20 protein-coding genes are annotated in these 25,070 nt (G+C 48.4%); 4 read left to right on the top strand and 16 right to left on the bottom strand.

Going from position 1 to position 25,070, the window contains the following annotated elements; translation table 11 throughout:
* The 4 genes from AC50YG_RS13485 to AC50YG_RS13470 form a co-directional block, all read right to left on the bottom strand.
* The gene (locus AC50YG_RS13485) at positions 1–876 is read right to left on the bottom strand and encodes a carbohydrate ABC transporter permease (RefSeq protein WP_494827398.1); all 876 of its coding nucleotides are present in this window, start codon (positions 874–876) and stop codon (positions 1–3) included.
* Between the two features lie 26 nt (positions 877–902).
* The gene (locus AC50YG_RS13480) at positions 903–1,805 is read right to left on the bottom strand and encodes an ABC transporter permease (protein WP_473757969.1); all 903 of its coding nucleotides are present in this window, start codon (positions 1,803–1,805) and stop codon (positions 903–905) included.
* Between the two features lie 125 nt (positions 1,806–1,930).
* Positions 1,931–3,529 (bottom strand): extracellular solute-binding protein, encoded by a 1,599-nt coding sequence (locus tag AC50YG_RS13475; RefSeq protein ID WP_494827396.1) that lies wholly within the window; start codon positions 3,527–3,529, stop codon positions 1,931–1,933.
* Positions 3,530–3,914: 385 nt separating this feature from the next.
* A complete protein-coding gene (locus tag AC50YG_RS13470) occupies positions 3,915–6,182 on the bottom strand; it encodes a helix-turn-helix domain-containing protein (RefSeq protein ID WP_494827394.1) in 2,268 nt (755 codons plus the stop codon).
* Between the two features lie 570 nt (positions 6,183–6,752).
* Here AC50YG_RS13470 and AC50YG_RS13465 point away from each other — a divergent pair.
* Positions 6,753–6,899 (top strand): S-layer homology domain-containing protein, encoded by a 147-nt coding sequence (locus tag AC50YG_RS13465; protein WP_494827776.1) that lies wholly within the window; start codon positions 6,753–6,755, stop codon positions 6,897–6,899.
* A 78-nt stretch (positions 6,900–6,977) separates the two neighbouring features.
* Here AC50YG_RS13465 and ltrA read toward each other — a convergent pair whose 3' ends face one another.
* From ltrA to AC50YG_RS13425, 8 genes are all read right to left on the bottom strand, one after another.
* Entirely contained in the window at positions 6,978–8,240 is a 1,263-nt protein-coding gene (ltrA, locus tag AC50YG_RS13460; protein ID WP_494827392.1) for a group II intron reverse transcriptase/maturase, read from the bottom strand.
* 649 nt (positions 8,241–8,889) lie between these two features.
* Entirely contained in the window at positions 8,890–9,564 is a 675-nt protein-coding gene (locus tag AC50YG_RS13455) for a HoxN/HupN/NixA family nickel/cobalt transporter (protein WP_494827391.1), read from the bottom strand.
* Positions 9,565–9,599: 35 nt separating this feature from the next.
* On the bottom strand, positions 9,600–10,439 hold the full coding sequence (locus AC50YG_RS13450) for an urease accessory protein UreD (RefSeq protein ID WP_494827390.1): 840 nt from the start codon (positions 10,437–10,439) through the stop codon (positions 9,600–9,602).
* A complete protein-coding gene (ureG, locus tag AC50YG_RS13445) occupies positions 10,432–11,148 on the bottom strand; it encodes an urease accessory protein UreG (RefSeq protein WP_473755188.1) in 717 nt (238 codons plus the stop codon). Before ureG ends, AC50YG_RS13450 begins: the two co-directional genes overlap by 8 nt.
* Positions 11,149–11,204: 56 nt before the next feature.
* Positions 11,205–11,927: an urease accessory protein UreF gene (locus AC50YG_RS13440; RefSeq protein WP_494827388.1), complete on the bottom strand. Its 723-nt coding sequence runs from the start codon at positions 11,925–11,927 to the stop codon at positions 11,205–11,207.
* A 27-nt stretch (positions 11,928–11,954) separates the two neighbouring features.
* On the bottom strand, positions 11,955–14,021 hold the full coding sequence (ureC, locus tag AC50YG_RS13435; protein ID WP_494827383.1) for an urease subunit alpha: 2,067 nt from the start codon (positions 14,019–14,021) through the stop codon (positions 11,955–11,957).
* Positions 14,018–14,344, bottom strand: a complete 327-nt coding sequence (locus AC50YG_RS13430; RefSeq protein ID WP_341278614.1) for an urease subunit gamma — start codon at positions 14,342–14,344, stop codon at positions 14,018–14,020. The genes ureC and AC50YG_RS13430 overlap by 4 nt, the downstream gene beginning before the upstream one ends.
* Positions 14,345–14,580: 236 nt before the next feature.
* Positions 14,581–15,165 carry a TetR/AcrR family transcriptional regulator gene (locus AC50YG_RS13425; protein ID WP_494827381.1) on the bottom strand — a complete coding sequence of 195 codons (585 nt, stop codon included), beginning with the start codon at positions 15,163–15,165 and terminating at the stop codon, positions 14,581–14,583.
* A gap of 175 nt (positions 15,166–15,340) precedes the next feature.
* Here AC50YG_RS13425 and AC50YG_RS13420 point away from each other — a divergent pair, with 175 nt between their 5' ends.
* Positions 15,341–16,585 carry an MFS transporter gene (locus AC50YG_RS13420; RefSeq protein ID WP_494827380.1) on the top strand — a complete coding sequence of 415 codons (1,245 nt, stop codon included), beginning with the start codon at positions 15,341–15,343 and terminating at the stop codon, positions 16,583–16,585.
* 367 nt (positions 16,586–16,952) lie between these two features.
* Here the strand turns inward: AC50YG_RS13420 and AC50YG_RS13415 are convergent, their stop codons facing one another.
* The 3 genes from AC50YG_RS13415 to AC50YG_RS13405 form a co-directional block, all read right to left on the bottom strand.
* Positions 16,953–17,996 carry a Leu/Phe/Val dehydrogenase gene (locus AC50YG_RS13415; protein WP_494827378.1) on the bottom strand — a complete coding sequence of 348 codons (1,044 nt, stop codon included), beginning with the start codon at positions 17,994–17,996 and terminating at the stop codon, positions 16,953–16,955.
* 287 nt (positions 17,997–18,283) lie between these two features.
* On the bottom strand, positions 18,284–18,676 hold the full coding sequence (locus AC50YG_RS13410; protein WP_494827377.1) for a DoxX family protein: 393 nt from the start codon (positions 18,674–18,676) through the stop codon (positions 18,284–18,286).
* Between the two features lie 53 nt (positions 18,677–18,729).
* Positions 18,730–20,391 (bottom strand): AraC family transcriptional regulator, encoded by a 1,662-nt coding sequence (locus AC50YG_RS13405; RefSeq protein WP_494827375.1) that lies wholly within the window; start codon positions 20,389–20,391, stop codon positions 18,730–18,732.
* A gap of 194 nt (positions 20,392–20,585) precedes the next feature.
* On the opposite strand from AC50YG_RS13405, the gene nikA reads away from it, so the two are divergent.
* Positions 20,586–22,223: a nickel ABC transporter substrate-binding protein gene (gene nikA / locus AC50YG_RS13400; protein ID WP_494827374.1), complete on the top strand. Its 1,638-nt coding sequence runs from the start codon at positions 20,586–20,588 to the stop codon at positions 22,221–22,223.
* A gap of 1 nt (position 22,224) precedes the next feature.
* On the top strand, positions 22,225–23,421 hold the full coding sequence (gene cntE / locus AC50YG_RS13395; RefSeq protein WP_494827372.1) for a staphylopine family metallophore export MFS transporter CntE: 1,197 nt from the start codon (positions 22,225–22,227) through the stop codon (positions 23,419–23,421).
* Positions 23,422–23,453: 32 nt separating this feature from the next.
* Here cntE and AC50YG_RS13390 read toward each other — a convergent pair whose 3' ends face one another.
* Positions 23,454–25,034, bottom strand: a complete 1,581-nt coding sequence (locus tag AC50YG_RS13390; RefSeq protein WP_494827371.1) for a helix-turn-helix domain-containing protein — start codon at positions 25,032–25,034, stop codon at positions 23,454–23,456.
* Between the last annotated feature and the right edge of the window lie 36 nt (positions 25,035–25,070).

Genomic DNA, 25,070 nt, shown 5'->3' with positions numbered 1-25,070 from the left:
TTATCCTTTCACTGCTCCAAGCATGACGCCGCTGACAAAATAACGCTGCAGCCATGGGTATACGAGCAAAATCGGAACAGTAGCAAAAATAACACTCGCTGATTTCAAGCTTTCTGGCGTAATTTTCGGTCCACCGCTGTTGCCTTCAAGGCTTGCCAGCTCGGAAACCATATTGTTTTGAATCATTTGATACAGCTTCAGCTGAATCGGATAAAGCTCCGGCTTGGAAATATACATGAGCGTATCCTGAAAGCCATTCCAGCGCCCGACGGCGTAAAAGAGGCAAAGCGTCGCCATAACGGGCAGGGACAGCGGCAATATGATGCGCATCAGCGTTCCAAAATGCGAGCTGCCATCAATTTCAGCCGCTTCCTCCAAGCTTTGCGGAATGCCATTAAAGAAAGAAATCAGAATAATCAGATAAAATGGGCTAATCAGACCCGGCAGCACAAGCGCCCACACGGTATTGAGCAAATTCAGGTCACGCACGAGGATATATTCAGGAATGATGCCACCTGTGAAAAACATCGTAATGACGATTAAAATCATAAACACCTTACGTCCTTTAAGCTGCGATTTCGTAAGCGGATAGGCAGCAACAATCGTCATCACCATACATAGCGCTGCGCACAGCGCCGTCAGAAATACAGTAAAGCCTAAGGAGCGAATCATCGTCATATCCGAAAAAACCTTGCCATATGCATCCCAGTTGAACCCAACCGGGAAGAGGGTTACCTTACCCGATGTAATCGCTAGGTTGGAGCTGAGCGATACTGCAATAATATGCAGAAACGGCAAAATACAAACAACAACTGCCAATGTAAGCAAAACCATATTTACCGTGTCAAATACGCGGTTAGCCATACGTTCATTCATTGATCCTCCGCACCTTTCCGTAAGAGCTATAATATGCTCTCATCTGTTAGTTTTTTAGATGCATAATTGGCACCGAGGACGAAGATCAGTCCTACAATAGCCTGGAACAAGCCGACGACTGTCGCCAGCGTATATTCGCCAGACTGAATACCGACGCGGTACACGAAGGTGCTGAGCACATCCGAATATTCGCGAACCGCCAAATTACCTATAATATACGGCCGTTCAAAACCTATTGTAATCATATTGCCAAGATTGATAATGAGCAGCGTTACAATTGTCGTTTTGAGGCCCGGGAGTGTAATATGCCAAATCCGTTTAAAGCGCCCCGCTCCATCAACCTCCGCCGCTTCGAACAGCTCGCGGTTGATGCCCGTCAATGCGGCCAAATATAAAATCGTTCCCCAGCCTGCGCTTTGCCACACGCCAGTTGCCAAATACGTAACGAGCCAATCCTTTTTATCCGTAAGAAACGGGATCGCATCAAAGCCAAGCGAGCTTAATACATTGTTAATCATGCCGGATTGCGTGCCAAACACTTGATAAACAATGCCGCCTATAATGACCCATGAGATAAAATGGGGAATATACAAAATCGTTTGCGATATTTTTTTGAACCAAACCCATTTCGCTTCATATAGCATGATCGCTAAAATCAATGGAGCCGGGAAGGATACGATTAAATCCAAAATATTAAGCATTAACGTATTTCGAAGCGTCAAATAAAAATCCTTCATTTTGAAAACTTCAACAAAAGCATCGAATCCAATCCACTCACTGCCCGAAATGCCTTGAAACAGGTTAAAATCCTTGAATGCGATTTGCACGCCCCACATCGGTCCATACTTGAACACTAGAAAATAAAGGAGCGGGAGTGAAATCAGCGCGTATAGCTGCCAATACCTGCGAAAATAAATGTTTGTGCTCAATGTTGTTCGCCCCTTCTTCCCTTCATATGCAGTTGGCGCAGAGGGAGCCCCGCCTATACCGGTTCAGTGTCCCCCTGTCCCACTGCCTTCCACTTACCTGCCTATCATTCAAAACGCATGCTGCTTTACTTCGCCTCTGCGTAAGCTTTCGTACGCTCGTCCATTACTTCCTTGCCGCCACGGGACATATAATCTTCCAATGCCGTATCGAAAGTGCTGTCGAATTTATCTGGAGCCGCCATCGTTGTTTTCACGATCATTTCATCCAGCTTGCCTTCGAGTGACGTGCCATATTTCGTCTTGCTCTTGATCGGACGGGCAAATTTAACCGGTGCGATCGTATCCGTATCGGCAAATTCCATCGATTGGCGGACACCTTCTTGATATTTAGTCGGCATCCCGTAAATAAAGGCTTCTTTATTTTTCTCATCATCGCCTGCGATTCTGCCATTAGCTACGATTACAATATCGCCGAGGTTATAAATTCGGTCCTTCGCTTCCTGCGACGCATTTTCCAGTACGACTGGAATGCCATCCTTCAGCTCGTAGTTTTCGCCTACAACGCCGTTTTGCATATCGATTAGCACATTGGTCGATGACATCCAATCCAAATATTTAACCGCTTCTACAGCGTGCTTGCTTGATTTAGGAATCATGATGTAAAGGCCGTTGGAAGCATATTCAGGTTTTGCATGCAGTCCTTCCGCATTCGTATACGTATCAATTGGAGAGAGAACCGCTTTCGGATTATTGGCCTGCAAGTTCTCATAGGCCGCATCATTATAATAGATGTTATCGTAGTCATCGCTGAACATACCGATTTTGCCGCTTTGAATGTCCTGCGTCAGCTGCTTCTTATCTTGGTCAAGTCCAAAGTCCTTGCTCATCAGCCCTTCGTTGTACAGCTTGTTCATGAAGCGCAAGCCTTCCTTGAAGCCCGGCAGCACCGGCAAATAATCACGATTTGCAAGCTGCTCGTCCGTTGTCAGGCTGCTTTGCGGCTGAACGAATGACCAGAGCAATGGCTCCAGCTGTCCAGGCTCTATGGTCATGCCGAGCGGAATGACGCTGCCTCCCGTTTCACCCGGGTCCTTCTCCTTGAACGCTTTAAGCGTCTCGTAGAGCTCATCCGTCGTTGCCGGCATCGGCATCCCCAGCGCATCAAGCCAGTCTTGGCGGATCCATGAGGAATATCTAGCCGTTATCGTTCTTTTGCCCGGAACAGCAAATTGCTTGCCTTCGACTTGTCCATATTCCAATGTATCGTCGCCCAGAAACGTCTTAAGGTTTTGTCCATGCTCATTTAATAAGTCCGTCAAGTCGGTAAGACCGCCTTGCTCCGCATAACGTTCGAATGTCGCTTGATCATACGTAAATACGATATCCGGCACATCATCTCCGCTTGCCATCAGTACGTTCAGCTTGGCAATTTCTTCTGAACGGGGGATCGGCACGAATTGAACATCAATGCTGCTCGTTTTGCTGAAGTTGTCTTTCACGTAACGGGTTAAGTAGCTGTCTGTAATCGTGTAGCCCTGCGGCGTATTGCCGCGGTCGAAAATCTCTACTTTTAATGAAGAAGCCGCTGCGCCGCCTGCATTCGAGCTTGAGCTTGCGCCAGATGTTTCTCCGCCTCCGTTTGAACAGCCCGTAACCAATACAGTTAATGCGAACGTACCCGCCATCCATTTTCTGACCGCCATTTTACTTTTGCTACGCTTCATTTGTTCACAGCCCCTTTTTGTTTGGTTTGCCTCGTCTATTGAGGTGAGCTTTCCTAACCTCTTATTGACGATGCCGCTTGTGGAGATGAGCCAAGTATGACACGATGACAGGAAATCTGACAATAAACAGAATTCCACCTCAAAAATCGGGTGGAAAATCGTCGCAAGCCCCGTATTTTGGCTGATGTGACGCTATTCCTGTAAACATACCTTTTTCCGATCCGCTTGAATTGGCCATCCAAGGTGAAACGGCTGTCGCCATCCTTTGGCGGTGCGGCGTGTTTCATTCCGAGAAATATAAGCACATTTATATGTGTGAAACTTATAAATTCTTATATTAAAAAAAGCCCCCGAACTTGTTCGGGAGCCACCTTCTAGCTTCTGCTTATTCACTTGCAGGTTCTGGCTTCATTTCATATTTTCTATAGTCTCCCGGTGTGACACCGACTATTCTTTTAAACACCCGTCCGAAGGTAACGGAATTGGCGTAGCCGACCTGCAAAGCGATTTGCTGGATAACCTCATCGGTTTGGCTCAGTAAATTTTGGGCGTGCACAATGCGCAGCTGCGCCAGAAAATCAACGAATTTTGTATTGAACTCTTCCTTGAACAAATGGCTCGCATATTTCGCAGACACTTGAAACCGATCGCTCAATATCGTAAGGGACAGATCCGGATTCGTGTAATGCTCTTCAATGTAAGCTTTCATCTCACTAATCATCGCCCGGTAGCTTTTATTTTCATTGGTCGATACATACACCCGGTAAACTTCGTTCATCATTTCCAGCAGCAAGGCTTCCATCTCGGGCAGCCGCTGCGCCTTATCCAGCTCCGCCCGCCACAGCTGTGCCTGCTCGCCAACAAAGTAATCCTTCAAATTATCGGAGAGATCCATCAGCTCTCTGCCCAGCATTTGGCGCAGCCAATGAATAAGCATTCGGATGTCCTGATCCGCAAGCAGCTCGGAGCCGACCCTTTGAAATAGCGTGTGCACCTGCTCCCGCCATTCCTGATTGGTCAAGCGAAACATTTTGACGATACCAGCCATGATAGGGAAATATTTATAAGACTCCATATTCGGCTGCAGCGGCACATCTGAGCCAAACACCATTTCATTTTCACCCAGAGACAATACATATTGCAGCGCTGATTCTGCAGATTGGTAGGATTCCTTTAAGCTGCCGTCCAGATTCGTCACAATGCCAATACCGAATTGCATTGTCAGCTCAAATTGGCTTGCGGCCCACTGGTGGGAGCTCCTGACGGCCAAGCGCAGCCTCTTTTTGAAATTTTCAACTTCTTCCTCTTCCTCTACGGCACCACTTGTAAAAATAATGCCCAACTGGCTGCTGCTTATCCATTCCGCCCAGCTGTCCAGTCCTCTTTCCCGTGCCAGCTCCTGAAAAAGATTCATGAGCGTCAAACGGAACGTTTGCTGATCCTGATGAGAGAAGTCGCCGTAGGCGACCTCAAAATCATGCATTTCCGCAATAACGACTGCGGCGTGCATAGCATGCTCCGATGCTTGCAGTACGGCTAAGGAGTGGCATTTTGTAGCCCGATCCCCTTGAGCCTCAGCCTGGCCTTCGATTAAATCGATAAAAAACTGCCGCCTGCGTATAAGTAAATTCTCATGATGCTGCTGCTCATAATCTGCTGTCTGCTGGATAAGCTGCTCCAGCGCATGATCGATTAACGCAAGCTCATCTCTAGTCGTGACATCGGAGGAGCGCACCGGAAGCGCCTGAATTCGGTTCATCATGACTTGAATCGGCCTATAGTTTTTGCGGGTAATATAAATGATGTAGAGGACGGCTAACAACAAGGTAGCCAGCCCAATAATAATCCATACATAAGAAATGACAGATACCCAGGCGAACAGTTGACCCGCGCGGAGGCCGCTGCTGAACGTCCAGCCCAGCTTTGGCGACACTAGCGTCGTTAACACAGTGCCTTTCTCGTCGATACTACCCAGCCCTAAATTACCTTTAGGAAAAATAGTTTCGCCTTCCTGACCCGTTACATGAAGAAAGGAAACATTGCTGCGCGTCATATCATCTATCATTCGGCCTAGAGGATAGGCGCCGAGATTAATGACTAAAACGCCTTCCTGGCCGAAGGGAAGCGGCAGCCGCTTATGCATGCTGATGACTTCCTCTGGCTTATCGGATTCCAGCAGCTTGAAGGAACGGATTTGCGACCAGCGCTGGAAAGCTGGCTCATCCAGCGACTGCTCCAAATAAGCGCGATCAGCAAACACCTCCTGCGTCGTAAATCCATATTTACTAACGATACGCCGATCGGACAGACGGTATATATACATGGAATCCAGCAGTTCATTATTGCTTTCCATGACCCACAGCTTTTTGGCGAGCTCCAAAAATTCGGGACTGCCCTTCTCCACATCACCCGCGAGAAATTGTCCGTAAACCGGGTCATTTTCCATTTGGCGCAATATTTCCATCTCCACTTGATTGACCGCTCTATCGAGACTATCGACGACATAGGAAGTGGAAATGCGATTCGCCTTCTCCGTTTCGTTCCGTGAAATCTCATTTACAATGAGGAAGGAGAGGAAAATGACAATAGATATCGTCAAGATGAAAATCGGAAAATAGGAGAAAAGCAATCTGCGATACCAATTTTTTGACATAATCCTCACTCCATATCTGACAGCATCGAAATTGGCTTGTAATTATTCATTACCAACGCCATTAAATGATAGGTTTTCTAACATTGTATCAGATATATCGAGAAAACAAAGCTTAATTCTAAAAATGATGGCAGGAAAACCCTTACATTTGCAATTTAGGCTGGCTGCATAAATGGACAAAGAAAAAAGGAATGCCTCTAGGCCTCGACAAGCCCGCACATTCCTTGAAATGGTTCCACTTGCTTCCATTTACTCCTTGTACTCCTGTTTCTACTTGGCGATGTCGATTTTGTCCAGCGTCAGCATCTCATGCATGACTTTCGCCGCATCTCGATGCTTCGCCACCATCAGCGGTTAGCTTGTCCCACAGCTCGTCGACTTCCGCTTGCATCTCGCCGTTGCGTGACTCGCTAATGATTTTCGAATTTTTGAGAATTGAAATATAGAAAGCAATAGCCTCCTCAACGTTGTCATTGGACCATACAATGGGGTGATTTTTGCATGGATAGTCGCTCCTTAAATTTGAAATAGGGCTTTAAGTATGGCTGATATGGTTGCATAGTCTGATGGATAGGGTTTGATCATATTCCATATTTTTTTGCTCCATCACTTCAACAAGACGGAAGCTTCCAGCCGGATAAAACGCTGACGCGCGCTGAAATGGCGGCCGTCATCACGCGATTGATGGATTATTTGATCCAACAGCCGAATCAATAAATGTTCAAATCGAGTAGGAGGGGGCGCCAAGCCCCCGACCTCTCACACCACCGTACGTACCGTTCGGTATATGGCGGTTCATGTCATATTCCGCAATTGATTGTATCTGTCCGTTAGGCTTCTCAGACCAAGGGATAACCAGTATTGGCTATCCAGCGTTCGATGAAGAATTGGACTACATGCGATACGCCAATATTTCTTCCTCGAATTTCCCCACTCATAGGCTTTCTGTTTCGGAACTCCCAGCGACTGCAGTTTTCTAACCTTCGTCTTGGGTTGCTTCCATTGCTTCCAAACACACATTCGAAGTCTTCTTCTTGTCCATTCATCCAACTCTTGGAATACACTTTTCGTATCCACTAGTGCGTAATAACCACACCAACCTGTCAGATATTGATTTAATTCCTTTATTCGCATCTCGATTGGGATCGCTTTGCTGCGTGAGGTGATCATCTTGATCTTTGCTTTGACCCGCACTAAGGATGGTTTTGCGATCTTTATGCGCGGGTTCCTCTTATCCCAGCTGAATGTAAACCCTAGAAACTTCCGTTTCCATGGGCGGTCTACCGCGCTTTTCTCTCGATTAACCCTCAGTTTCAGTTTCCCTTCGATATATGCGGTAATGGATTTCATCACGCGATGCCCTGCTTTCCATGTTTTCACGTAGATGTTACAGTCATCGGCATATCTCACGAAACGAAGGTTCCTCTTTTCCAGTTCCTTATCTAATTCGTCAAGGACAATATTAGATAATAATGGACTCAGCGGACCTCCTTGCGGCGCTCCTTCCGTTGATGCTTGAACAAGACCACCTTCCATGACTCCTGCCTGCAAATACTTCCGAATGAGTTTCAAAACGGTTTTGTCCGTAACTCGTTCGGCTAGCTTCGCCATTAGGCGGTCATGATGGATACGGTCGAAGAATTTCTCCAAATCCATGTCTATTACAATACGATGTCCCTCTTGCATGTAACTACGCGCTTTCCTCACTGCATCATGACCCCGCTTTTGCGGACGGAATCCATAACTTCGCTCGGAGAACGTCGGGTCAAATACAGGTGTTAATACTTGCATGATCGCCTGCTGAATGAGTCGATCTGACACGGTTGGTATCCCTAATAACCTTATTACACCGTTCGGTTTCAGGATTTCCACCCGACGGACTGGACTAGGCTCATAGGTTCCATTTCGTATGTTTTCGCGAATCGCTTGCCAGTTTTGTACGATGTGTCTGCGTAAATCTTTTACCGACATACCATCTATGCCATGGCTTCCTTTATTCGTCTCGACCCTTGTTAGAGCCAAAAGCATGTTTGCTCGTGACAGCATTTCCTCAACCATCTTTCGATACACTCCCTTGCGTGAACGGTTCTTCTCTTTGTGCCTTAGATGGGCTCTGCCCTTCTGAGTACCCTCGCGTATTCACCGCTACTTTCCTCAGATAGGTCCCTTCAAAAAAAACTGGGATTGTCTGCTTTCAACGCCCATCCTCGAACGCCAAGTTGGTCCGTTCCTATTCCATGTTCAGCCCTTCCGCGAGCTGTTGCAACAGCTTGCGTACTATGGCCTCTGCTGACTTCTGTACGTTCAGCTTGTCCTCGCGAACAAGGTTACGAAGTTCACTTCGCTCTCGTACAGATCTCCCCAGGTAAGAGCACTATCTTCCTCTCCATCTATCTGCTCCATTTACTCTCGTACGCCTTCGGCAGTATGGACTTTGACTTGTGATGCAGCCTCATCCAACGTACGTTAGCCTTGTATGAAGTTCGTGTTCCTCAGACCGGAGATTTGCCGCCGACTTCCTTCAGATTCCGTCTCACGGCGGACACCCTTGCCTTAGGCTATGGCTACTACTGCCTTCACCATTCGGGACTTGAACCCTAGAGATAGCACCCATGCTGGGCGCACACCAAAAAAGCTCAAGACCCCGAGGTCTTGAGCTTTTTTGTACTTTTTGTCATAAACCACTTACACCAAGGCTTCTACTAAGCTACATCCATAATCCGAACAAGCCTTCATTCACACCTAGATTATACATATAATACAACCCAAATATAGCACTAACGATGCCGGTTGCCCCAATTAGGACGCGATTGAGCTTAAAGCGGCTGGAAGAGAGAATAAACGGAATGCTGATGAAGGTGGTAAAGCATAACATGCCGATTACCGTACCAACACCAAATACAGCGATATAGATCAAACCTTCGCTAATACTGTTCACAGTGCTCATCGTCAGGACGACCATGGCTCCACTGCCAGCGAGGCCATGAATGAAGCCAATCAGCAGCGATTTACGATAGGAGCCATGAAAATGCTGGCTTTCCTTAGCACCCGCACCCGCACCCGCATCCACATTCGCGCGCATGCTTCTAAGCGAAATAATCGTATTCACTCCCAGTACTACGATCATCACTCCAACCAGAAACTCTAAGGACATCGCCCATTTTTCCGTCATTTCACTTCTCATGGCCATGAGAATAAACCCGACAATAAACAGCGTCAGCGAATGTCCGATCCCCCAAAATACGCCGGAAAAAGCGGATTTGCCGATATGCTTGCTTTTAATCGCAATCGTGGATACCGCAATAACATGATCCGGCTCAAGCGCATGCTTAATGCCGAGCAGAAACCCAATGGCCAGCACAGAGAGTATACCCGCGTCCATCTCCCATAACCCCCTGTTTTTAATGCCTATAACAACTACTTCCGCAGCTTAAAAGCATCCTTACCCAGCAGCAGTGGACGCAGCTCGCTCCAAATGACATGGAACAGCGCCTCAAGCTCTGCCCCGCTATATCCAAGACAGCGCACGACTAGCCCGTTCGCCTCCAAAAGCGACACTCCGCCGTAAACCCTCTGCCCTGCTCCTCCTCCACTTGACGTCTTCACGTTTAGATAACGATCAAGCACCCGCCGCACCGCATCCACATGCTCTGCCCCGACAGCCTCGGATAAGCACCAGAAGCTTCCGAAATGAGAATATCCCCCGAGTACCGATTCAGGCGAAAATCTCAAAGGCTCCAGACGCAGCGAGTCCCATACGACCAGCCGATCCCCCCAATAGATCGACAGCTCGCTATGCAGCATTTCGTATTCAAACATCTCCCCAAAACCTGCGCGGCCAGGCGTCAGCATATCGCTCATAAACAGCTGCGCCCCCTGCTCCATATGTACCGACGTAATTCCTCTATAGCGAACATCCTTATAAGGAACGAGCGGACCGGGAAAATACTCCAGCGTAGCACCTTTCCCGACTCGAAAAAGATTGCTCTGTCCACTCGTTGTCCCGCCCATTCCCGGATGCAGCTTGCATGACGACTGTGTCGTAAGCAGAAGATGAGCATTTTCCCCTACTGTGCATTCCAGCTCCTGAACATCTCCGCCAAACAGGCCGGGAGACGATTCCATTAAATAAATAATCATCTCCCCGGACGGCCCTTTGAACGGGCGGGTAATTTTCAGCGGTGCTTGATGAGCCGAATAGCTCAAAACATTTTTCTCATTAATATAATCAATCTCACCCTGCCATCGGCTATGCATGGTCGTGATGATGCTCGTGATGGTGGTGATGAGTATGACTATGCTTTAGGGCTGGGCAAGCTGCGATAATCCATTCCACGACTTTAGCGGCACTTTCTTCACTTTTGAGATTGGTCATTACAAATGGACGATCACCGCGCATCCGCTTGGAATCCTCGCTCATCACTTCTAGGCTGGCGCCAACATAGGGGGCGAGGTCAATTTTATTAATGACGAGCAGATCGGAGCGGGTAATGCCCGGCCCGCCTTTGCGCGGAATTTTCTCGCCTTGGGCAACATCAATGATGTAGATAAACATATCGACCAGCTCTGGGCTGAATGCTGCCGCCAAATTATCGCCGCCGCTTTCAATGAACAGCAGATCCAGGTCGGCAAAACGCTCCTCCAGATCCTCGACCGCTTCCATATTCATTGATACATCCTCGCGCACAGCAGTATGCGGGCAGCCTCCTGTTTCCACGCCAATGATGCGCTCCTGCGGCAAAACACCTGTTTTGGTCAAAATAACTGCGTCCTCTTTCGTATAAATATCGTTGGTAATAATACCAATGCTGTAGTCCGGATACATGATTTCACTGATTTTCTCCAGCAGCGCTGTTTTCCCCGAGCCTACAGGACCGCCAACTCCGATTCGAAGCGCCCTTCCTCCTTGAAACGGCGTGCTGTTCCAGCTGTCATGGGCATGGCTATGAGTTGCTCCTCCACACATATAATCATCTCTCCTTCATCTTTTTTTATTGCCAGCACGGCTAACTTTCTCCACAATCAGGACATAAATAAACGGGAATACAAGCTCTCATGGCGCATAGCCGCAATTTCCTGCATGACGTTTGCAGTATACATCCGACTTGGCAAAAGCGGCTCTGTCGTTATCGCCGCCGCCTCGCGTTCCAGAAGCGGGAACAAGGCAGCCATCATTTTTTGACCATCTGTCTGGCCCAAGCTCCACATCCGAATTAAATTTTGCAGCATGCTGTTAACCGTCTGATATAAAAAGCTGAGCACCGCCATATGAGGCGTCAGCTGCAAATATGCGCAAATCCAGCCATGAACGATCGCCGCGTTTGCGTCCCCGCGCTCATGCTTAATCCAAGCCGCATAATCGCCCAGCAGCGATTCGGGGTATACCGCCTGCACGGTATGCAAATACCGTTTGCCGATTTTGCTTGCCCCTTCTCTTGACTCCCGCGCCAGGCGCGTCCCCGTCATCCTGCGCGATAAATCCAGCAGCTTCGCTTTAATCGTTTCCTGCTCCTGCTGCTCAGACTGCTGCAAGTAAGCAGGCACCCATATCGCGCTCCAATACACGCCAGTTCCTTCAATGGGGGCAACCGTACCACAAATGTAGCTATCCATCCACGCCAAAAAATCGGGAATTGTGCGAATCCGCTCCTCCTGCACATACGTTTCTAGGCCGAAGGAGTGGGAAAAGGCCCCTGTCGGAAAGGCCGAGTCCACCAGCTGCGCCACCTGCAAAAAAGACATCATACTCGGCTTCTCCCTCCAAGCGAGCTGCTAAAATAAGTAATACCGCTGTGCCATCGGCAGCTCGCTTAGCGGCTCGCATATAGCCTGCTCGCCATCTACGAGTACCTCATACGTATCTGGATTAACGGTGATTTCCGGCGTTAAATCATTCAACAGCATGTCACGCTTGCCGATGTTTCGGCAGCCCGATACCGGCAGTACCTGCTTTGCAAGGCCCAGCTGCTGCTTAATGCCAGCATCGGCAGCTGCCTTCGATACGAAGGTAATACAACTGCTGTATTTCGCCTTCCCATGCGCTCCGAACATGAGCCGACCGATTTTAGGCTCCGGTGTTGGAATCGAAGCATTAGGATCGCCCATGATCGCGAAGGCAGGCATGCCGCCCTTCAGCACCATTTCCGGCTTCGTCCCGAAAAATTCCGGCTTCCACAAGACGAGATCCGCCCATTTCCCCGCCTCGACCGAGCCTACATATTTCGAAATGCCATGGGCAACGGCAGGATTTATCGTGTATTTAGCTACAAAACGCTTCACCCTGCTGTTGTCGTTGGCACTCACCTCTCCCACTTTGCCATCCGCAACAGCCTCGACATCCGTGCCAGCCCCGCCATCTCCAGCCAATGGGCCGCGCTGGCGCTTCATTTTATCGGCTGTCTGCCACGTACGGGAAATGACCTCTCCCACTCGGCCCATCGCCTGAGAATCGGAGCTAATAATGCTAAGCGCTCCTAAATCATGCAAAATATCTTCAGCGGCAATCGTTTCAGGGCGTATGCGAGAGTCAGCAAAAGCGACATCCTCGGGAATGTTGCGATCGAGGTGATGGCAAACCATCAGCATATCCAAATGCTCTTCTATCGTATTAATCGTAAAAGGCTTTGTAGGGTTCGTCGAAGATGGAATGACGTTCGGATGGCCTGCGAGCGTAATAATATCCGGCGCATGGCCGCCGCCCGCCCCTTCGGTATGGTACGTATGAATCGTCCGTCCGTTAATGGCTTTAATCGTCTCTTCCACAAAACCCGCTTCATTCAGCGTATCGGTATGAATCGCTACCTGGATGTCCATTTCATCCGCGACTGTGAGTGCCGCGTCGATAACAGCTGGTGTTGACCCCCAATCCTCATGAATTTTAAGGCCAATCGCCCCCGCAGCTACTTGCTCGCGCAGCGTATCCAGACCGGATGAGTTGCCTTTGCCGAGAAAACCAATATTCATCGGGTATTCCTCAGCCGCCTCCAGCATGCGGTGGATATGCCAGCTGCCCGGCGTACAGGTCGTTGCTTTCGTCCCCTCGGCCGGCCCCGTTCCTCCGCCAATCATCGTTGTCACGCCTGAAGACAGCGCCGTCTCTATTTGCTGAGGGCAAATAAAATGAATATGCGTATCAATGCCGCCTGCAGTGATGAGCTTCCCTTCCCCCGCAATAACCTCTGTCGAAGCGCCAACGATGAGCTCAGGATGAACGCCGTCCATCGTGTCCGGATTGCCCGCCTTGCCAATGGCAACGATTTTCCCATTTTTGATGCCAATATCGCCCTTTACAATACCGGTGTAATCAATAATAACGGCATTGGTAATGACCGTATCGAGCACATTCTCATCCCGTGTACGAAATGCAGACTGTCCCATCCCGTCGCGCAGCACCTTGCCTCCTCCGAACTTGCATTCATCGCCATAATGGGCATAATCGCGTTCAATCTCTATAAACAGCTCTGTATCAGCAAGCCTAACCCGGTCGCCTATCGTCGGCCCAAACATGCTGATATAGGCTTCTCTAGAGATTGGCAAGCCTACCTGTTTATCCTCTCCTTCCGTGCTAAGCGGCGCAGCCCTCCCGCCATAAGCTACGAGCTGTACCAGCTTCTCCTCGCCTGGCTCGAAGCGCACAGCCGTGCCTGATGGAATATTGAGGCGAAAGCCTTCTGCTGCCGCACGGTCAAAATCCAGCTTCGGATTCACCTGTGCAAAAGGAAAATGCGACCCGACCTGAATCGGACGATCCCCGCGGTTCATAACTAATAGGTCTCTTACGATGCGACCTGTATTTTGCCATACCATATCCTGCTTTGGAACCACCTCACCGGGAATCATGCTTGACTCTCCTTCCTTCGCGGAACGATTGGATCATGAATCGTTACCAGCTTCGTTCCATCCGGAAAGGTAGCCTCAACCTGTACCTCATGAATCATCGACGAGATGCCCTCCATGACTTCATCTTCAGCAAGAATGGTACGGCCGTAACTCATGAGCTCAGCTACCGTCTTCCCATCCCTTGCGCCTTCCATAATTTCATAAGTAATAATGGCAACAGCTTCGGGATAATTAAGACGCAGGCCGCGAGCCTGCCTTCTCCGTGCCAAATCAGCCGCCAAAACGATAAACAGCTTTTCCTTCTCTCTCTCCAGCAAATACATAGCTACACTCCCTTTATAGCGTCATCTTCGTCATGTTGTATAAACTACAAGTCTCTTGTCATATATACTAACATGAAAACCCTTATATTTGGATATTTTGAATAAAAAAATAAATATTGCGTCCGAACGCCAGCCAGCCTCATAAAAAAAAGCCTCCAGCCCCACGAAATCCGTGGTTCTGAAAGCTGGGCAAAGGTGCTTCTTCCCTATCCTTCTAGCACCTCTTTCCATATCGGTTATGAATCTAGCAAACTCAATATCATATTCATGCTATTGTCAACAAAAGAACGATCTGGGCGAGCTTTCATCAAAACCGTAAGTCCAATTAACGACACGACCAGCGTCTGCGCCAAGCCCTTGGCGTTGATATTGCGATTAAGCTCGCCCGTGCTAATACCGCGTTCAATCGTCTCCTCAAAAATAACCGAAAGATACATCTGATGCTCTCTCGTCAAAATTTCAAATTTCTCATCGTGAGGGGACAGCTCCACCATCGTATTGATGCAAAAGCACCCCAGCTTTAAGCCTTCCCGGTATTCTATATCCAGCTTTTGCTCAAAAAAAGCACGAAACGCTGCTTTAACCGAAGTCTTCTTCTGCAGGCTCGCACGTACTTGAGCAGCATGTTCTCTTGTATATTTTCGCAGCGCAGCTTCAAACAGCGATTTCTTATCCCCAAAGGCCGCATAAATGCTTGGACGCTGAATGCCCATCGCCGCGGTCAAGTCACTTAAGGAAGTAGCTTCAAAGCCCTTCTCCCAAAAAATCCGCAGTGCTGCATCCAATGCCTGCTCCTCATTAAATTCGCGTATACGAGCCATAGAAACCTCCAATTAAATAACGATCAGTATACTATTATATTAAAATCCAATAGGAGAATTGTCAACGTAAAATCAATTATTCCTTGACAAGCTTCCAGCTTTAATTTTATAGTAAGCAAGCATAATTATGTACTGATCAGTACATAAACTCACATCCATAAAGGAGTTATTTTTGATGCTGAAAAAAGGATCACCATTTGCGGATCACGCCGCCACAACCGCACTCACTCAAGCAAACGACAACCCTGCCCCGGCTTTATCGCGAAAAACAGCCCTACTATTCGCTTTCGCCTGCGGACTTGCCGTAGCAAATATTTATTTTGCCCAGCCCTTGCTGGACACTATTTCGGGCGAGTTTGGCATTGCTGCCTCTTCAATAGGTGCGGTCATTACCGTTACCCAAATTTGCTATGCGCTTGGCTTGCTATTGCTTGTGCCGCTTGGCGATTTCTTGAATCGCCGCACACTCGTTGCCTCGCAAATGCTATTATCCGTCATCGCCTTACTCGTCGTCGGCTTCTCCACAAACTCAGCTGTTCTGTTTGCAGGCATTGCCGTCGTCGGGCTGCTTGCTGTTGTAACCCAAACCTTGGTCGCTTTCGCAGCCGCGCTAGCTTCACCTTCTGAACGCGGACAAATCGTTGGAGTCGTTACGAGCGGCATCGTGATGGGCATTTTGCTGGCTCGCACCTTTGCTGGAATTTTGACAGACATCGCTGGCTGGCGCTCTGTTTATTTAGCTTCTGCAGCCCTTACTCTTATGATGGCCGTCGCGCTGTACCGCATATTGCCACGCGATGAGCAGCAGCGTGACAGCCTACCGTACTGGCAGCTGCTGCGCTCTGTACTCACCTTATTTGTGGAAGAACGGGTGCTTCGGATCCGTGCTGTGCTGGCATTGCTCATTTTTGCCGCCTTCAGCATATTGTGGACGTCTTTGGTACTGCCGCTTAGCGCTCCGCCCTTCTCGCTTTCGCACACCGCTATTGGCGCCTTCGGTCTAGCCGGCGCAGCCGGAGCTTTAGCTGCAGCGAGAGCAGGACGGCTTGCTGACCGCGGCTTTGGCCAACGAACAACAGGCATCGCGCTTGCACTGCTGCTTATTTCCTGGCTGGCTATTCGTTATGCCGACCAATCCCTTTTCCCATTAATAATAGGTATTATCTTGCTCGATTTAGCCGTACAGGCCGTACATGTCACCAATCAGAGCATGATCTTAAGCGTTCGACCGGAGGCGCGAAGCAGACTGACCGCTGGTTATATGGTATTTTATTCCATTGGCAGTGCAACTGGTTCGATTGCTTCTACCAGCATTTACGCTTATGCAGGCTGGAGCGGCGTATGCTGGCTAGGAGCAGGCGTTAGCGCCATAGCACTTCTATTTTGGGCGGCAACCCGCTTGCCGAAAGTAGCTTCCTAGCTCTCCATTTTTTCAATGGTGCATCCGCCAATTGTATTGGGGTTTCCATTGCTTTAGGCCGTTATCCCCTTAGCTCAGAAAAAAATATCGGCTCACCATTTGACACAAAGCTTCTGAGCTAAGGGGATAACTTAGCAAAGCGCAAAAAACAGCATCAGCGTTTTGCATTAATGAAGGATACAATTGCGGCGGAAAGACCAGTTGTTCCAAACCAGCTGTTTAAATACATCGGAAAAGCTGCTGAAAACAAGCTAGTAATTCCCCAGGAAATAAATGAGCATATAACGACTACTGCAACAAGCTTGCGCATGCCTTTAGCTAGCCATTCTATTTAGTGTTCATTTGGCTATTACAAAATAACGCTCATTTATACCCGATGTTTATTTATCCGCATCTCTGCCAGTCGATCCGCTGCACGGAAAGAAGGAATTTGCTGCTCTCTCGATATTTCAAAAATACGCTGGAGCTGGCTGTAAATTCCCTCTACCTTGCTGAGCACTCGCTCCCTGTTATAGCCATATAATTCGTCAGCGACATTCATTAAGCCGCCGGAGTTGACGACGTAGTCTGGAGCATATAATATGCCCTGGGCCGCGAGCTGATCTCCATGCTTTTCTTCCTTCAGCTGATTATTGGCAGCACCCGCAACCACTTTCGCCTTAAGCAGCGGAAGGGTATCATCATTAATTATCCCCCCCATTGCGCATGGGGCAAAAATATCACATTCGACGCCATAAATATTATTCACTCCCACCGCTTTTGCCCCAAACTCAAGCACTGCACGCTCTGCATTTGCTTGCACGACATCAGTCACAATCAGCTTAGCACCCGCTTCATGCAAATAGCGGCATAAATGATAGGCAACACTGCCTACACCCTGTACCGCAATCGTTTTTCCCAACAGATCCGTTGACCCGAAAACCTCAAGGGCAGCGGCTCTGATGCTGTGAAATACACCGAGTGCTGTAAATGGCGAAGGATTACCCCCACTTCCAAACTTTGGCGATACTCCTGTAACGAACTTCGTCTTCTGACGAATAAAATCCATATCCGCCACAGTCGTCCCTACATCCTCCGCCGTGATGTATCGGCCGTTCAATGTTCCAATGAATCGTCCAAACGCATGAAACAGCTCCTCGCTTTTATCCGTCATGGGGTTGCCGATAATGACCGCCTTGCCCCCACCCAGATTAAGCCCTGCAACGGACGATTTATAGGTCATGCCTCGCGCAAGCCGGACGACATCGTGGACGGCGGCCTCCTCCGTTGCATAGGGATACATGCGAGTACCGCCAAGCGCCGGTCCAAGCGTCGTATCATGAATAGCGATAATTGCCTTTAAGCCCGATTTGTGATCATAACAAAAAACGAGCTGCTCCACATCATATTGCTCCAACCGCTCAAAATACAAAACACCCACTCCTATCTCCATTAAAATAATGTCAGATATAATAACACTATTATCATCCGTGAGGTTCATACCCTCTCGATAATCTATTCTTTAAAGCTATGATTTGACTCATCAGCTTGCCTAGCCAGCCATGCAAGTTTTACTAGACGGTTTGCCTTCGATGGGCCGCTCTTATAGATGGGCTGCAAACAAAAAACAGCCTTATTTTCTCGGCGATCCAGAACCGTAATCGTTCTGGACGCGAGTAAATAAGGCTGTTTAGGCAAGCAATTTCATCCTATCCCTCTTTATTTTTGAAAAGGAATTAGCTTACGGACTTGCTCGTTACGCAGCCAAATGCCGCCCCAAGCTAACACAGCAAGATATACTGGAAATAAGGTGTTGCTGAATAATGGAGCATCCAGGCGCAGATGGGTTACGATGACCCCGCCGAAATACCCGGTCAGCAGTACAACGCCGAGGAATGACGTACGCGGCAGCGCATACAAAATCGTTGATACTAACGCAAGAACACCCATAATAACAATATGATGCTCCTGAAATCCGAGCTGAATGGTCGACTCAACTACAACCGCAGGCTTAAACAGCTTCATAATGCCATCAAACAGCATAAACAAAATAACCAATCCACTCATGATCCAAGATGTCCAGAGCCGTCCTTTTGAAATGCGCGTGTTCATCGTTATTTTCCCCTTACGTTTTTTTGAACATATTGTATCACATTTCTCAGCTGCTACGGCAAGCGGAAAATACGTGGCAGCGCGGGCAAAAGCCTGTCCCTTGTAATTGGATCATCGAAATTCCATTTGGCCTCCGTTACATAAACCCGGCTGCTGTCAAACGACTTCCAATAACCGCTGTTTATAATTCGCGAAGCCTCGCTTCTGGAACGCTCGCTCTCACCTACTAATAAGAATAGACGGTCAGCATAATATTCACTCATTTGCTCCTGATCAATCCCTTGAAATGGTATTCCTGCTTCAATTAATTGCTTCACCTTGACAGCTGGCTCAAACGCCATTGGATGATAAAGCGTTAAGGCGATGCCCCTCATGCCCATGACATACAAATCGCCATCTACTAGAACGAAAATAGCAGCCGTTTCCCTCTCCATCGTGTGTAAATTCAAATGCCGCCACATTTCTCCGGCTTTGCGCTCATAGCGTTCAATCCACCTCGTTGCCTGCTCTTCCTTTCCGAACAGCTCCGCCACCTGCATGAGCCGGTCATAGGTGGGCTGCAAGCGATCAATGGATACGGTAGGCGCTATTTTGGACAGCTCCTCCATTCGATCCTGGCGGAAGCTGCTGTAGAGAATCAAATCCGGGTACAGCGCTTTTACCTTACCGAGCTCCCCCAGCAAGCCAATATCTGAAATATTTTTCAGCTCATTGCGATAAACGACCTTTCTGCCGATGACCGTCATGTCCGCTCCTACAGGCCTAATACCCAGAGATAACAATTCGCCAAGCACATAACCCACTACAACGACTCGTGAAAAAGGGCTAACGTCCTGCTTGATTGTCTGATTGCTGACGCCGTGCGTTTTAGCATATTGCTTCGGAGTCAGCCCCATGGCATGCCGGAACCTGCGGGCAAAATAATATTCGTCCTTGAACCCTGTTTGACGGGCAATAACACGCAAAGGATCATCTGTCAGCAGCAGCAGTTCCTTCGCGCGATTCAAACGAAGCTCCGTCAAATAATCGAGCGGCTTCTTTCCCGTCAAGGTTTGAAACAAAGCGCTATATTGCCAGCGGGCTACACCGGACATTTTCGACAGCTGCTCCACGGTCATTTCCTCCCGGTAATGCTCCACCATATAAGCGATGCTTTCCTGAACAGCAAGTTTAGCATCCGACAAGGAGTGTGAAGCTGCAACATGCTCCATCAGCAGCACAAGAAGCTCCTGTAACCGAATCTGCTGCTTGAATTGATCCACTTGCTTGCCACCTTGATTATTTGCGGCACCCTCAGCAGCCTGCTCCAACAAATCAATGAGCCGAGACATCGCTGCCACATCAATTCTCGTCTCGTAGGGCAAATTCAACCCGATCTCAAGCGCTGGCTCCCGTTCTCCCATACGATAGGCATCGAAAGCAATCACATATACCGCTCCGCGATGCCCCTGCATATCCCTTGCTTCTATTTGTGCTTGTGCACCGGGAGCAAGCAGAAAGCACGCCCCTTTTTCGGCATAAATGGCGTGGCCCTCCAGATGGAGCTTCCCTCCATTTTGAGCAAAGGCAATGATGCGATGCCCCTTGCTTTCTAATGAAGGGATTATCCGATCAAACCCACAATCTACTATGTTAACCGACGTAAGAATATACAAGTAAGGCAGTGATAGGGAAGCTGTTGTTTCACCCGGTTTTAACAATGGAACGTCATCCATTGGCGAGCCCCCTTCTCTTCATAATTGTACTAGTATATCGGAATATAAAAGGGCTATCAACAAACATTCGAGCCCGTTCTTCATTTTGTCCAATAAAAAAACAGACATTTCTCTATTGTTAGCTGCGATAATAATCCTTAGTATTATTGAACGTAATAATCATTCTCAATTGATGAAAAGGGGTACCTGCTCAGATGTCCAGAATAAAAGGAATTACCACCCTGCAGATGATTTTAGCTTTATTCGTATTAGTCATCCTCGCAATGGGATGCTCGCAGCAAGAGGCGTCATCTACGGGCAACAAGGCGGGAACGAATACAGCCGCCCCACAGGAAAAAGCGATTACCGTGGCTTGGCTAAGAGATATAGGCCCGCTTAATCCTCATGTCTACTATCCATCGCAATTATTTGCCCAGTCCATGCTCTATGAGCCATTGGTCAGCTACAATGAGGGTGGAGAGCTTAAACCGCAGCTCGCTGAGTCATGGGTCATTTCAGCCGATGGCAAAGAATATACGTTCAAGCTCCGCCAAAATGTCAAATTCGCGGATGGAACGCCTTTTAATGCAGCTATTGTCCAGAAAAACTTTGAAGCTATAATGCTCAACAAAAGCGTCCACAGCTGGATTGGACTCGTCAAAGTGCTTGAAAAAACGGAAGCTGTCGACGAATATACGTTCAAAATAACGTTGTCCGCACCTTACTATCCAACCTTGCAGGATTTGGCGATTGTGCGGCCTTTCCGTTTTCTTGCTGAAGCCGGATTCCCGGATGACGGTGATACGACGAAAGACATCAAGCAGCCAATTGGCACCGGGCCTTGGCAGCTCGCTGATTACAAGAAGGATGAATATGCGGTTTTCACCAGAAATCCAAATTACTGGGGAGAAATGCCCAAGCTAGACAAAATTACGGTCAAAATCATACCGGATGGCGAAACACGAGTTCTCGCTTTTGAGAAAGGCGAGCTGGATCTGATTTTTGGCGAGGGCGCGATCAGTATGGATGCTTTCCAGCAATTAAAGGATTCAGGCAAATATGAGACCGGACTGTCCGAGCCTGTTGGCACAAGAAGCCTGCTGCTTAATACGCTAAACGACAAGCTGGCTGATCACCGGGTGCGACTTGCGCTTCAGCAAGGCTTTGACAAAGCAACCATGGTAGATGGCGTAACGGGTGGCGTAGAGGAAGCTGCAAACAACATTTTATCCAAAAACTATCCTTATTCCAATATCGACTTTGCGCCTATCGGTTACGATGCTGCCAAAGCAAATGACTATTTGGAGGAAGCCGGATGGAAGCTCGAAGCAGGTAAAACGGTACGGGAAAAAGACGGTCAGCCGCTCGAGCTTGAGTTAATGTACGATAAGGGCGATCTTATTCAGAAAGCGATGGCCGAAACGATTCAATCCCAGTGGGCAGAACTCGGAGTCAAGCTGAACCTCAATGCCGTCGAGCTTGCCATGATTCCTCAGCGCTTGCGGGAAGGTACCTTCGACATCCACTTCTGGTTCAATTACGGCGTGCCTTATGATCCGCATACGCTTATTAACTCGGTCAGGGAGCCAGGCTTCGGTATATCGGAAGCACATAGCAGCCTCCCAATGAAGGCGGAACTGGATCAGCAAATTGTCACAGCACTCGCTTCCACGGACGAAGCCGAACGCCAGCAGCTGTATACGACCATTTTGAAAACATTGAATGAACAGTCGGTTATTTTGCCAATCTCTTATATTAAACAAACCGTCGTTTACCAGAAAAATTTGAAAAACTTCAAATTTCCCGCCAGCCGTTGGGATCATCCTTTTGAAGGGCTCGAACTGAATTCGTAAAATGGGCAAAAGCATAGCTGTCTCCGTATCCCCGCCTTTTATAAGGCTTTATATTGTAACCTTTTTATTTTTCAGTGCAAATCCGATTATTAATATCGTTGTTCCGCTGCGCGGTGAAGCCGAAGGAGCAAGCAATGCCGAAATTGGCATAATGATGGGCGCTTATATGCTTACCAGCATGCTGCTTCGGCCCTGGGCTGGCAATGTGGTCGCCCGTTTTGGCCCACAGTTTGTACTGCGTTTTTTATTGCTCGCGAACGTTATCATTTTGGCGTTATATGCGTTTCTCGGGCTGGAATGGTATTTTCTGCTGCGTGCGCTGCAGGGCGTGACGACCGCCTTTTTTTCCTTGGCACTGCAGATGGGCATTGTTGATGCACTGCCTGAAAAGGAGCGTTCGCAAGGACTTTCGCTATATTTGTTAGCTGGCATGCTTCCAACCGTTATCCTGCCAATGGCTGCACTTTACTTGTGGAATTGGGGCGAAATGCATACATTCGCCGCAGCCATGCTTATTATCGGCGTTGCAGCAGGCTTCGTGGGGTATAGTTCCCTCCTTCCTTCCCGCTTGGCCAGCTCTAACACTGGCGGGCAAACAAGCTCTACACTGGCACAGCTTAACCAGTTATGGAGCAATCGGGCTTTTCTCGTGTGCAGCACGGCCATGCTCATTGCTTCTATTGGCTTTGGTGCTGTCGTCACCTTTATTGCCCTGTATACGAAGCAAAGTGGGGTCGGCAATGCCGGCATTTATCTCATGATCCAGGCTGGCATCATCGTAATCTCCCGCTTTGCGCTGCGGACAAAACTGCCCTCCGATGGCAAGTGGCCTGCTGGCTTAACGATCAGCTTGCTGCTGTGTATGACGATAGGTACAGCGCTGCTAGCGATGTCGATTTATTGGGGTGCCGCCTATATGTATGTGGCAGCCGGATTTATAGGGCTTGGCATGGCTCTGCTTTATCCAACCTTAATGACCTATTTGACCTTTGTGCTGCCAGCCGCCTCCCGAAATACGCTCATTGGCTTGTTTATTGCCATGTCCGACCTTGGCGTTGTGCTTGGCAACATGGCGATGGGACCAATCGCCGATCATTTATCCTACTCCTTTATGTACAGCGTTTGCGCCTTATTATTACTTGCCGCTGCTGCCGTTGTACATATTAGCGGCCGCCGCTTGGCATCGGAATCCCACTAATACCTGTATGAAAAAAAACGCTCATTGATCGGCTATTTTGCCAGCAAATCAATGAGCGTTTTTATAATTTGCTGCCTTCCCAACGGCGTCCAGCTCATCACGAACCAATTAGGAATCGCATGTACATTCCCCTCATGAATAGCCCCTGTCTCCTGCCACGCAGCTGTTTGTGTCATCATCTTGAATATTTCCTCGCTGCCTGCCAAGACATGATGCTTCTGAATAAACAAATGCTCTGTCTCCAGTACAGGCAACGCTTCCGGCGGAATTTCCAGTCTCCACATCTCTTCAGGCACTTGTCCACCCGGCTTTAGAGCAAGCTCTTTATAAATCAGCTCATTAAGTGGATGGGCCGTTTTCCCTTGAATGCCGATTGCCCGGTGACTGACCTGCATAACCGTAATTCGTTCCTCGCCCATCGACTGGTGCAAAAGCTGCTTGGCATCTTCGATGCTCAAATCCAGACGAGTCAACACCGCTCCAGCTTCACGCTCCCGGTTTACAAGCTCGGCAATTTTCAAAAAGTTCCGTTTCCAATCCCACACTGAAAAATCAAGAAAAAATGGTGTTGCGATTTGCTTAAAGCTGTCTTTAAAATGCAAATGGTAATGATCTGCAATAATTAAGTCGCAATTGGAACGCTTTAGCTCTCTAAGCTGCTCATCCAACTGTTTGCTATACGCCTGTTCCCCTATGCCCGGATATTGAAACAAATCGACGACGCATACAGGCTCGATGCCGATGGACTGCAAATGCTCGTGAAAGCCAAGGGAAGAAGCTACCGCTATTTTCATCGTTCCGCGTTTCATATAAACGGTTGGCGATACGCCGACTAAACGCTGAAACATGCGGCTGAAATAAAACTCGCTGCGAAAGCCGACATAATCGGCCACTTCCTTCACGCGCCGATCTTCCTGATCGAGTATTTGCTTCGCTTTATCCATCCGAATTTGACTCAAATATTCAATAGGGCTTGCGACCTTCATTTTGCGAAAGAGGCGTGAGTAGGCTGTCGTCGTCATTTCGGCAGCCTCTGCCAAATGGTCGATGTTTATTTTCCGCATATAGTTTTCTTTCATATAAAGGATGCTGCGCTCAATCCGCTCATCGCTCGCTTCACGCTGCTCCGGTGCATTTGTAATAATAAAGCTTATAAACTCTTCCAACAGCAGCCGCAAGGAAAAAGCATCCGCCCTCGCTGCCCCTCTGCCTTGGTCATACATATGCAGCAATCGTTGAAGCACCTGCTGCGGCTGGCGAATAGGAATATGGCCCGGCAAAAAAGCGCCGGATAGCGATAATGATTTTACCCCTTCAAACTTTTTGCCTTCCTTCACAAGCATGATGGGCTCGAAAAAAAGACCATAATACGTAATCGTGCTGCAGCGGTCCGGAATATCAACGATCATTCCCGGCACTAACAGATACAGCTCGAAGGGGCGAATTCTGCACAATACACCATCTATTAAAAGGCTTGCTTCGCCTTCTAAAATAAAACACAATACATGCATGCCGATCCGATAGCTGCCTGCACCTTGATGAACGGGAAACTTACGTTTCCGTATATATGAAAATAAATAGAGCTGATTCGTCTTCGAAGAACGCAGCGGCATTCGGTTTAGCACCGACCTTTCGTAAAACCGTGACAA

Source organism: Paenibacillus sp. J31R34, assembly GCF_059383715.1.
Note: the sequence above shows the minus strand (reverse complement) of the source record. Positions and strands in the feature narration are given on the sequence as shown.